Raw genomic sequence first — 9,732 nt, forward strand, 5'->3', positions numbered from 1 at the left:
CTGACGGCTTCCGCCAGGGCTTCAAGCGTCATCCTGAGATCGTCCGGCGGCACGGTCTCCGCCTCGACGCCGGCGGCTTCCAGCATCCGGATCAGCTCGTCGCCGTCGAGATACTGGGTCAATACCGCCAGATGGTCGCTGTCCATCGCCAAAAGGGCAGAGTTGAGGGCATCGCCGCTCATGCCCAAATGGGTTTGAAGGGTTTCGACCAGTTGGTCGAAGTCGATCATGGCCGTTCTCCATTTTGCGATGAGGAATGGCGTGAGGAACAAAAAGGTTCCGGGCGGGTTGATGACCCCGCCGAAGCGCAGAGAGGAAACCGCTGGACGTGACCACGGCCAGATCTTCCACGGAAGCTGCCGCTCCTGCGCCGGAGGCTCAGGACGAACTCCTCGTCGCGACCGCAGCCGGTGACAAAGCCGCTTTTTCCGGCCTGTTCCTTCATTTCGCGCCACGCGTCAAAGCTCTCCTGATCCGGGCCGGTTCGGCGCCGGAGGTCGCCGACGAGATCGTTCAGGACGTCATGCTGACCGTCTGGCGCAAAGCCGCCGAGTACGACAGGAGCCGCGCCAGCGCCGCCGCCTGGATCTTCACGATAGCCCGCAATCGCCGGATCGACCTGCTGCGCCACGAACGGCGGCCCGAGATCGATCCCAACGATCCGGAACTGCGCCCGGCCGATCCGGAAGACGCGGAATCCGCGCTGCAACGGGCCGAAATCGGCGCGCGTCTGCGTGACGCGATCGGAACTCTTCCGCGTGAACAGGAAGAGGCACTGGCCGCGACATTTTTCAATGATAGATCATATGGCGACTACGCGGCACAAAGCGGTTTGCCGCTCGGCACGGTCAAGTCCCGACTAAGGCTCGCGATCGAGCGGTTGCGGGTTCAACTGAAGGAGGCGCATTGACCTCGCCCAGGCATCATCCCCCCGAGACGCTGTTGCTGGAGTATGCGACAGGCGTGCTCCGCGAGGCCCAGGCCCTCGCGGTGGCGACGCATCTGGCATATTGCCCCGACTGCCGGCGGCAGGCCGCGCTTCTGGATGAACTGGGTGGCGTCCTGCTGGAGGCGCTGCCGCCCGAGCCGCTGCCGCCGCACGCGCTGGCAACGGCGGTCGCCCAGCTGGAAGAAGCGCCGGCACGGTCATCGGTGCTTGCAGCCGATCCGGGGAACGCCAGGGAATCTCCCCTTGGAGGGCTGGCCGTTCCCGAACCGCTGAGAGGCTATCTGGCCCGGCTGCCGCAGCCCTCCGCCTGGGTCGGCATATCGGACGGCGTCTGCGCCCTGCACATGGCTTTGGGCCGGGCGCCGGTCGTGACGGAGATCCTGAGGATGGCGCCGGGATCGGCATTGCCCGTCCATCGTCACAGCGATCAGGAACTCATCCTGACGCTCCAGGGGGAGTTCTCGGAGGAGGCGGGGCCGCATTCCGCCAAGGGCGGCTGCTACGGGGTCGGCGACCTGGGCGAGTTCGAGAGCGGTTCGACCCATACCGTCGTGGCCGGAAAGGACGGCTGCGTCTGCTACAGGGTACTGGCCGGGCCGGTGGAGCGCGTGGACACCGACTAGACCGCCCGGCGCACCCTCGGCAGAGCAGGCGGCGACGCCGATGCGCTTCACGATCGGGCCGTGCGGTCCAGGGTGAACAAGTCCTGGGCGCGCCCGACGCCGCGAAGGGCGAACCGGCCGACCGAGACGAGGCCGGCTTTCTCCGGCTCCGGCGTCCGGGCGGCGAATTCCGCCGACATCACGACATCACGGTCTACCGACCGGCACATGGAAGCGATCCGGCTGACCTCGTTGACCGCAGGCCCGACGACCGTGAAGTCCAGCCGGTCCTTGCTGCCGATATTGCCGTAGAAGACTTCCCCGATATGCAGTCCCAGGTAAACAGATGTTACGGGGCTTTCCATGGCGTTGCGGCGCTCGTCTATGATCTTCAAGTGCCGCCGCAGGTTGGATTCCGCCCTCAGCGCGCAACGGCAGGCGTCGGACGGGTCGTCCGCCTTGAAGATAGCCAGGACGCCGTCGCCGATCAGTTTCAACACGTCGCCGCCGGCATCGTGGATCGCGGATATCACGGCTTCGGCGTAATCGTTCAGCAGGGGAATGATCTCACCGGGCGCGGCGTTATCGCTGATCCTGGTATAGCCGCGCAGGTCCGAGAACCACAGGACCGCGCTGATCTTGTCGGCGACTCCTCGGGAGATGTGGCCGTTGAGCACCCGCTGCCCGGCATCCTTGCCCAGATAGACCTCGACCAGCGTTTCGGAGATCCGCTTGAGGGACGCGCATTTGAGCGCCAGGGCCAGCGACGGCAGCAGCCGGCGCAAGGCCGAAAGTCCCGTTTCGGCGAAGCCCTCGGGATGCAGGGTAGTCCAGTAGGAATAGACGCAATCCATCTCGCCGATGATGCCGTCGCCGGCGAAGCGGTGGATGAAGGCGACGTAGTCGGTCTGGCCTTCCGCCTTCAGCGTATCGAGATAGGAGAAGCGCGCCGGTTCGTCCGAAGCGAGCCGCACCCGGATCTCGTCGCCGCCGGTGTCCAGAAGATGCTGGAACGGGCTGTTCCGCCACTTCTCCGCCGCCGGGCCTTCGCTGGTCGACTCGTACTCGACGATGAAGCTCTCTTGGACGCCGTCGTTCCGCCACCGGAAGGCGCGGCCTTCGTAGATCGGATGCAGGGTATCGATGATGGTGACGGCGCGGCACAGGTCGATGCCGGCGTCTCGGCACCGCTCGCAGAAGCCGTGCAGCAACTCGGTTTCCGAACGCCCGGCCAGACCGGAGTCGACGACCCAGGCCGCGATGCCGTCGATGACGTCGCCGCCTATGCTCTTTTCATGCATACTGGGCTTCGCCATTGCCGAAAGACCAGTTCTCCTTCGGTACTTCGACGAGGCTGATGAAGACATCCTCCCGGCGGAGGTCGAGGCGGCTGTTGAGCCCGTCGGCGATCGCCTTGTAGAAGGCGCGCTTCTGGTCGAGCGTGCGGCCCTGGTTCAACGTGATCTGTATGATCACGCAGTCGGCCGAACGCCGTATTCCCAGGTAGTTCGGATCGACGATGAAGTCTTGCTGCGGATGCTCGGTGATGACCTGGAAGCGGTCGTCCTTGGGAACGTTGATGGTTTCGATCATCGCGTCGTAGACGACTTCGCCGATGGTGCGGCGGTATTCAGGCGACTTGCCGGCGGCGAGATCGATGCGGACGAACGGCATTGAGCAAGTCCTTTCGACTGAACCCACGTGCTTGCGTGAGACTGCTGAGAGAGCCAGTTAAGCAGTATACATTACGATACCATCCACGGCGGGGACGCGGAGGACATAGCCATTTTCCGGCATTTCCCGATTTGACCGCAAGAGCCGGAGTGCCGGCGCCCGGTCCATATAGGAAACTCCTTTGACGATACCGGAGAAAAAAGGAGCGGATCATGACGACCGTCACAGGTGAGCGGGTACGGGTGGAATTTCCTGCCGAGAGCGACCCGCGCTGGGCGGCCCTGGTGGCGCGGGACAAGTCGGCGGATGGGCAGTTCTGCTATTCGGTGGCGACGACGGGCGTCTATTGCCGGCCTTCCTGCCCTTCGCGGCTGGCCAACCCCCGGAACGTGCGCTTCCACGCGACGGCGGCCGAGGCGGAAGCGGCGGGTTTCCGGCCGTGCCTGCGCTGCGACCCCAAAGGCACTTCGCCGGCGGAGCGCAACGCAGGCAAGGTCGCGGCAGCCTGCCGCCTGATCGAAGCGGCCGAAGAGATGCCGTCGCTGGCGGAACTGGCCGATGCCGCCGGCCTGAGCCCGTTCCATTTTCACCGCGTCTTCAAGGCCGTCACGGGACTGACGCCGAAAGCCTATGCCACGGCGCACCGGACCAAGCGGGTACAGGACGGACTGAAACGAAGCGCCACGGTGACCGAAGCGATCTATGATGCGGGCTTCAATTCCAACAGCCGCTTCTATGAGACGTCCGCCGGCATGCTCGGCATGACACCGACCGGTTACCGGGCCGGCGGCGCCGGAACCGAGATCCGCTTCGCGCTTGCCGAATGTTCCCTCGGCTCCGTTCTGGTCGCCGCCACCGGCAAGGGCGTCTGCGCGATCCTGCTGGGCGACAATCCGGAGATCCTCCTGCGCGACATGCAGGACCGTTTTCCGGAAGCGCGACTGATCGGCGGCGACGCCGGGTTCGAGGACACGGTCGCACGGGTGATCGGGTTCGTCGAGGCCCCTGCCCTGGGGCTGGACCTGCCGCTGGACGTGCGCGGCACCGTCTTCCAGCAACGGGTCTGGCAAGCGTTGAGGGAGATCCCGGCGGGAGCGACGGCAAGCTACGCCGATATAGCGTTGCGGATCGGGTCGCCGAAGTCGGTCAGGGCGGTCGCCCGCGCCTGCGCCGCCAATGCGCTGGCGGTGGCGATCCCGTGCCATCGCGTCGTCAGGAGCGACGGCGGATTGTCGGGCTACCGCTGGGGCGTCGAGCGAAAACGGACGCTGCTGACGCGGGAAGGAGGCGCTTGATGGATACGGCGGACATTACCGGCAGGAACTCCGTGGACTGGACTGCGGTGTCCGACGCCCTCGATGCCGAGGGCTGGGCGGTGCTACCCCGGCTGCTCGATCCCAGTCAATGCCGGGAGCTTGCCAGGCTCTACGATGCGGAAGACCGCTTCCGCAGCCATATCGTCATGGCCCGCCATGGCTTCGGCCGCGGGGAGTACAAGTACTTTTCATACCCCCTGCCCGGCGTCGTCCGCGACCTGCGTTCCTCGCTTTACCCGCATCTGGCTCCGATCGCCAACCGGTGGAACGAGACGATGGGGATCGACGTGCGTTTCCCCGACGAACATGCGGAATTCCTGAGGCGATGCCACCAGGCGGGACAGACGCGGCCGACGCCGCTGCTGCTCAGATATGGTCCCGGCGACTACAACTGCCTGCACCAGGACCTGTACGGCGACCATGTATTCCCGCTCCAGGTGGCAGTCCTGCTGAGCGAGCCGGGCGAGGATTTCACGGGCGGCGAGTTCGTCATGACCGAGCAGCGTCCCCGGATGCAGACCCGGCCCATGGTCGTGCCGCTCCGCCGGGGCGACGCCGTCGTCTTCGCGGTGCGCCACCGCCCCGTCATGGGCACGCGCGGCAGCTACCGCGTCAATCTTCGTCATGGCGTCAGCAAGCTGTTGACCGGCAGGCGATATACTGCTGGTGTGATCTTTCACGACGCCACCTGAACCGGCGGTACCATTGCGGGTCCGACGCGCCGCCGGTCCCCGTGGTGGATCTATTCAGGAAAGCTGATCTTCGTAGTGGCGATTTTCATCAATATCATTCTGCCCGTCTTCGGCCTGATCCTTGTCGGTTTCTTCGCTGGGCGCACCTCCATCCTGCCGGCCTTGGCGGTCCGTGGGATGGCGAACGCGGCGACCTACCTGATGATCCCGGTTCTGCTGTTCCGCTCGATGGTCGGCGACGGCAGCGTTCCGAGCTGGGAACCGGGGATCGTCCTGTCGTATTTCAGCGGATGCCTGATCATCCTGGTCGTGGCGCTGGTCCTGGGCCGGCTGCTGTTCAGGCTGAAGCTGGACCAGCTCGGCGTGTTCGGCATGGCGTCGATGTATTCCAACGCGGCGTTGCTGGGCCTGCCGCTGATGCAGACGGCATTCGGCACCACCGGCCTGATCCTCCAGACCAAGATCATCGCCTTCCACTCCCTGATCCTGCTGCCCGTGACGACGATGGTGATTGCGCTGGGGCGCGGCCAATCGGGCGGGCCGATGAAGCTGATCTGGCCGGCGGTGAGGGATACGGTTTCCAACCCGATCATCATCGGCATCGCAAGCGGTCTGCTCTGGAGCCTGACCGGGCTCGGCATCTGGGGGCCGCTGGACAAGATGACGGCTATGCTCGGTGCGGCCGCCTCGCCGACTGCGCTGATCGCCCTGGGAGCCGCACTGGCCCAGAGCACCATCCGCATCGGCCGCGAAGTGCTTGAGGCGATGACCGTGAGCGTCCTGAAACTAGCGCTTCATCCGGTGATCGTCTGGTTCCTTACCGCCAAGGTGGCGGGGCTGTCGCCGGAGGCCGTGGTCGTGGCGACCGTCACGGCGGGATTGCCTGCCGGGGCCAACGTCTATCTGCAAGCGCATCAGTTCGGGGTCTATGTGGAGGGCGCCGTGAACGCGGTGATGCTGACGACGCTGCTGTCGGTCGTCAGCATCACCCTGATCCTGGCGCTGCTCCACCCCGGCTGACGCCGACGGCCGAAGCCCCGTTCCGCGTTAGCGCAGACCCAGGAACGACAGGATCGCGATGATGACCACGACGACGCCGATGATGTAGAAGATGCTGTTCATGACCGTTCCCCCTTGCGTGACATTTGCCTTAAAACACTGCCTGGAAAGCAATGTTCCTGCGGTTGGGCGAAATATACGGCAGCTACTTCGTGGCACTTTCGGAGAAGCCTGAAAGAATCCGTGCCGTATACATCGTAAACGTGAATCGGTTCACTGCGTCAGCCGGTAAAAAATACGATTCTGGTGCTTCACGGATACCGGAAACCCTGATGGGGAGAGGCATCATGAGCCAGACCGCCACGCTCGAACACACGTCCGTCGTCACCTATTCGCTCCTTCGGGAGCTTCACCGTGCGCTGGCCCATCCGCACGGTGCCGACGATGTGGTCCTGGGTATCATCATGGGTGCCGCCATGTTCTGCGACGAAACCATCGGACCGTTCCGGACCGCGCGGCTGATGCGCGAGGCTCCAGCTATCGTGCTGAAAGCCGACGCTCATGTGACCGAAGAGGCGGCAGCCCTGGCCGCCCCCATTCTGCGGGCCTTCTGCCGGCATATGGAGGAAGTTTGCCAGACGCGCAGGATCCCGCTGCTGAACCCGGGCTGACCAGAGGAAGCAGCGGCAAGCCGGGCTCAATAGCGGCCGGGCGTGCCGCTGCCGCCGCCGGTCTGCTCTCCGCCACCCTCGGCGGCGCCGCCGCGCGAGGCGTCATAGGCCTTGATCTCGGCGTCGAGCTCCATGCGGCGCTTGCCGTCGGACGAGTCGTCCGGGGCGTCGCGGAGACGCTGGAATTCCTGCATGGCCTTTTCGAGTTCGTCGGTACTGCTGATCGGCATGGTCCACTCCAAATCCGGGTACGGATATGCTCAACAGATTTGGAGTGGAATGCGTTCGATGTTTTTTGTGCAGTGGTGCGCGGGGTGCTGATTTACTTCAGGAGCGCCTTGACCTTGTCGGCGACGCCCGTGCCGATGGCCTTGTGGGCGGCAGCGGAGAGATGGATGCCGTCGACGCCGTCGGTCGCGGTCAGCTTGCCGACATCCAGGAACTCGGCGTTCGCCGCCTTGGCGATGGCCTCGTAATAGGCCGGCAGCGCCTTCGACTTTTCAAGGCCGCCCGCAAAGCGCTCGGCCCGCTCCGGCGGTGCGACGGTGCCGAGAGGCGGCGGACAAAGGACGAGGACCTTGGGCGGAGAATAGGACGTCCCGACGCCGCCTTTGACCTGCGCCACGATATCGACCAGCTTGCCGACGCCGAGTGCTATCCGCAGGGGCGAGCGGTCGAACATCTTCTTCAGGTCGTTGGTGCCGAGCATGATGACGACGAGGTCGAGCGGCAGGTGCGTCGCAATAGCGGCCGGAAGATAGGCCGAGCCATCGAGGCCGGCGCCCGAGATATGCGGCAGGGTGAGATCCGGAAGGTCGGTCGTCCGGGCGCTCAGCCCCTCGTCCACGACCTCGTAGCCTGAGCCGAGCGCCGCCCGCAGGACGCCCGGCCAGCGGACGTCTTGCGGATAGCGGGTGGTCGTTCCGCTTTCGACCGGGATGTAGCCCCAGGTATTGCTGTCGCCGTAGATCATGATGCGCTTTGCCGGCGCGTCGGCAGCCTGAGCGGCGGTTCCTGCGAACAACATCAACCCCGTAAGAGCGCCGATCAGGCATCGCTGCGTGATGGACATGAAGCGGCGGCGTGTGATGGACATGGTCCCCCCAGTTATTCTTGTCGATTGACTCCTCTGGATTGATACAAGGCTACGTTGATTTTGGCTATACTCGGGATGCCGGAATTTCCATCTCCAGCAATTCGGAACTCAGGCACTTGCCGTGGGGATCGATGGTCAACGACGTGGTGACGCCGCTGTGGAGCGCTTGACGGCAGACGAACTGGAGAGCGCCGACATTTGGCATCTCGTAGCGGGTCACGTCGCCCTGGACGTTGCGGAACAGGTGCGCTTTCACGGCTTCCGCCGTCAGTTCACGGCAGAGCAGCGGATACTGGGCCGGATCGTAGGCGATCACCGACAGGGTCGAGGTGTTGCCTTTGTCCCCTGCCCTGCAATGGGCGATGTCGTGCAGACGAATCTTCATGGAGCGCTCCTCATGACCATGACCTGAGGGTCGATCTTCGTGCGGGGCAGCAGGGCCGAGACGATACCGACGGTTTCCTGGACGTATTTGCGGGCGCCGCCGCCGCCGGCGGGGCCGTTGGTCAGCAGGGCTTCGACCTCGCGGCCGATTTCTTCCGCCAACTCCTGCGACTGGGCGCGTCCGACGATGCGGAGGCGGTATTCGCGGGTCGGTTCCCGCCCTTCCAGGAAGCCGTAGCGGAAGGCTTCGCCGCCGAGGCATTCGACCCGAAGGTCGGGGAACTGGGAAGCCAGCCGCGCGTGGAGCACTTCGCCGGCCAGCCGGGCACGGGCGAGCGCGTTGGCTCCGGCGTAGGAGATCTCACCCTCGCCGACATAGCCGGCGTGATAGCCGACGCTGACCTTCAGCGTGTCGGGCCGATTCCTGCCGGTTCCGCCGGAGACCTCGACGCGGTCGGGGCCAAGCGGTTCGATGCGGACTTTTTGGAAATCGGCAATCACGTCGGGCGTGACGTAGCCCGTAGGGTCGGTGACTTCGTAGAGAAGCTGTTCCTTGACGGTGGCGGCCGTGATGAGGCCGCCGGTATCGGCGACCTTGCCGAGCACGCAGTTGCCATCGGCGTCGACGTCGGCGAAAGGAAAACCGAGGTCGGCGAGACCCGGAACGTCCTTCCGTCCAGGGTCGGCGAAGTAGCCGCCGGTGATCTGTCCGGCGCATTCCAGCAGATGGCCTACCACCGTGCCCTGGCCGACGCGGCCGGTATCGCCGAGGTTCCAGCCGAAGTGATGGGCCAAGGGGGCGACGACAAGCGACGGGTCGGCGACACGGCCCGTTATCACCACGTCGGCGCCGGACTGGAGCGCCGGCAGGATGGCGTCGGAGCCGAGATAGGCGTTGGCCGACAGGATGCGGCCATAGCTGGACAACGGCCTGCCGTCCTCCATCGAGGGTGCTTCCGGGTCGAGGACGTTCAGCACGTCGTCGCCGGTCACCACCGCGACGGTGATGTCGAGGCCGAGTTCACCGGCTAGCTGCGCTATCTTCCGCCCCGCCGCCAGCGGGTTGGCCGATCCCATGTTGGTGACGATGCGCGTGCCCTTCTCCTTCAGGAGCGGCAGCAGCGGGCGTATGCGCCGCTCCAGTAGGGGATCGTAGCCGCTTGCCGGATCGTGCATCCGGCGCTTCTGGCCCAGGCCGATCGTGCGCTCCGCCAGGCATTCGAGCACGAGGTAGTCGAGGGCACCGTCTTCGAGAAGGCGGACCGCGGGTTCCAGGCGGTCTCCGCCGAACCCTGCGCCACAGCCGATGCGTACCATGTCATGTCTCCTAAAGCTGATATCAGCCGGCA

14 protein-coding genes are annotated in these 9,732 nt (G+C 65.1%); 6 read left to right on the forward strand and 8 right to left on the reverse strand.

Annotation, left to right across the window (positions count from 1 at the left end):
• The coding region (locus tag AC5JJ6_RS27025; protein WP_496045041.1) for a hypothetical protein at positions 1 to 230 on the reverse strand (230 nt) is incomplete at its 3' end.
• Between the two features lie 98 nt (positions 231 to 328).
• On the opposite strand from AC5JJ6_RS27025, the gene AC5JJ6_RS27030 reads away from it, so the two are divergent.
• Complete coding sequence (locus AC5JJ6_RS27030; protein ID WP_496045042.1) at positions 329 to 910, forward strand: sigma-70 family RNA polymerase sigma factor; 582 nt, start codon at positions 329 to 331, stop codon at positions 908 to 910.
• A complete protein-coding gene (locus tag AC5JJ6_RS27035) occupies positions 907 to 1,572 on the forward strand; it encodes a cupin domain-containing protein (RefSeq protein WP_496045043.1) in 666 nt (221 codons plus the stop codon). The genes AC5JJ6_RS27030 and AC5JJ6_RS27035 overlap by 4 nt, the downstream gene beginning before the upstream one ends.
• Positions 1,573 to 1,619: 47 nt before the next feature.
• On the opposite strand, the gene AC5JJ6_RS27040 is transcribed toward AC5JJ6_RS27035, so the two are convergent.
• Positions 1,620 to 2,852 carry an adenylate/guanylate cyclase domain-containing protein gene (locus AC5JJ6_RS27040; protein WP_496045044.1) on the reverse strand — a complete coding sequence of 411 codons (1,233 nt, stop codon included), beginning with the start codon at positions 2,850 to 2,852 and terminating at the stop codon, positions 1,620 to 1,622.
• Positions 2,845 to 3,225 carry a tautomerase family protein gene (locus AC5JJ6_RS27045; RefSeq protein WP_496045045.1) on the reverse strand — a complete coding sequence of 127 codons (381 nt, stop codon included), beginning with the start codon at positions 3,223 to 3,225 and terminating at the stop codon, positions 2,845 to 2,847. The genes AC5JJ6_RS27040 and AC5JJ6_RS27045 overlap by 8 nt, the downstream gene beginning before the upstream one ends.
• 212 nt (positions 3,226 to 3,437) lie before the next feature.
• Between AC5JJ6_RS27045 and ada the strand changes: the two genes are divergently transcribed.
• The 3 genes from ada (at position 3,438) to AC5JJ6_RS27060 (ending at position 6,253) form a co-directional block, all read left to right on the forward strand.
• Positions 3,438 to 4,520 (forward strand): bifunctional DNA-binding transcriptional regulator/O6-methylguanine-DNA methyltransferase Ada, encoded by a 1,083-nt coding sequence (ada, locus tag AC5JJ6_RS27050; protein ID WP_496045046.1) that lies wholly within the window; start codon positions 3,438 to 3,440, stop codon positions 4,518 to 4,520.
• Complete coding sequence (locus AC5JJ6_RS27055; RefSeq protein WP_496045047.1) at positions 4,520 to 5,233, forward strand: 2OG-Fe(II) oxygenase; 714 nt, start codon at positions 4,520 to 4,522, stop codon at positions 5,231 to 5,233. The genes ada and AC5JJ6_RS27055 overlap by 1 nt, the downstream gene beginning before the upstream one ends.
• A 75-nt stretch (positions 5,234 to 5,308) precedes the next feature.
• Positions 5,309 to 6,253 carry an AEC family transporter gene (locus tag AC5JJ6_RS27060; RefSeq protein ID WP_496045048.1) on the forward strand — a complete coding sequence of 315 codons (945 nt, stop codon included), beginning with the start codon at positions 5,309 to 5,311 and terminating at the stop codon, positions 6,251 to 6,253.
• Positions 6,254 to 6,280: 27 nt separating this feature from the next.
• Here AC5JJ6_RS27060 and AC5JJ6_RS27065 read toward each other — a convergent pair whose 3' ends face one another.
• Complete coding sequence (locus tag AC5JJ6_RS27065; RefSeq protein WP_280178501.1) at positions 6,281 to 6,406, reverse strand: hypothetical protein; 126 nt, start codon at positions 6,404 to 6,406, stop codon at positions 6,281 to 6,283.
• A 173-nt stretch (positions 6,407 to 6,579) separates the two neighbouring features.
• On the opposite strand from AC5JJ6_RS27065, the gene AC5JJ6_RS27070 reads away from it, so the two are divergent.
• On the forward strand, positions 6,580 to 6,903 hold the full coding sequence (locus AC5JJ6_RS27070) for a hypothetical protein (protein ID WP_496045049.1): 324 nt from the start codon (positions 6,580 to 6,582) through the stop codon (positions 6,901 to 6,903).
• A gap of 26 nt (positions 6,904 to 6,929) precedes the next feature.
• Here the strand turns inward: AC5JJ6_RS27070 and AC5JJ6_RS27075 are convergent, their stop codons facing one another.
• The 4 genes from AC5JJ6_RS27075 to AC5JJ6_RS27090 form a co-directional block, all read right to left on the reverse strand.
• Positions 6,930 to 7,133, reverse strand: coding sequence for a hypothetical protein (locus AC5JJ6_RS27075; RefSeq protein WP_496045050.1), 204 nt, complete (start codon positions 7,131 to 7,133; stop codon positions 6,930 to 6,932).
• Between the two features lie 92 nt (positions 7,134 to 7,225).
• Entirely contained in the window at positions 7,226 to 7,999 is a 774-nt protein-coding gene (locus AC5JJ6_RS27080; RefSeq protein WP_496045051.1) for an SGNH/GDSL hydrolase family protein, read from the reverse strand.
• Positions 8,000 to 8,063: 64 nt separating this feature from the next.
• Positions 8,064 to 8,384, reverse strand: coding sequence for an AtuA-related protein (locus tag AC5JJ6_RS27085; RefSeq protein WP_496045052.1), 321 nt, complete (start codon positions 8,382 to 8,384; stop codon positions 8,064 to 8,066).
• Complete coding sequence (locus AC5JJ6_RS27090) at positions 8,381 to 9,700, reverse strand: acyclic terpene utilization AtuA family protein (RefSeq protein WP_496045053.1); 1,320 nt, start codon at positions 9,698 to 9,700, stop codon at positions 8,381 to 8,383. Before AC5JJ6_RS27090 ends, AC5JJ6_RS27085 begins: the two co-directional genes overlap by 4 nt.
• Positions 9,701 to 9,732: the final 32 nt, after the last annotated feature.

The organism is Skermanella sp. (genome assembly GCF_059503625.1).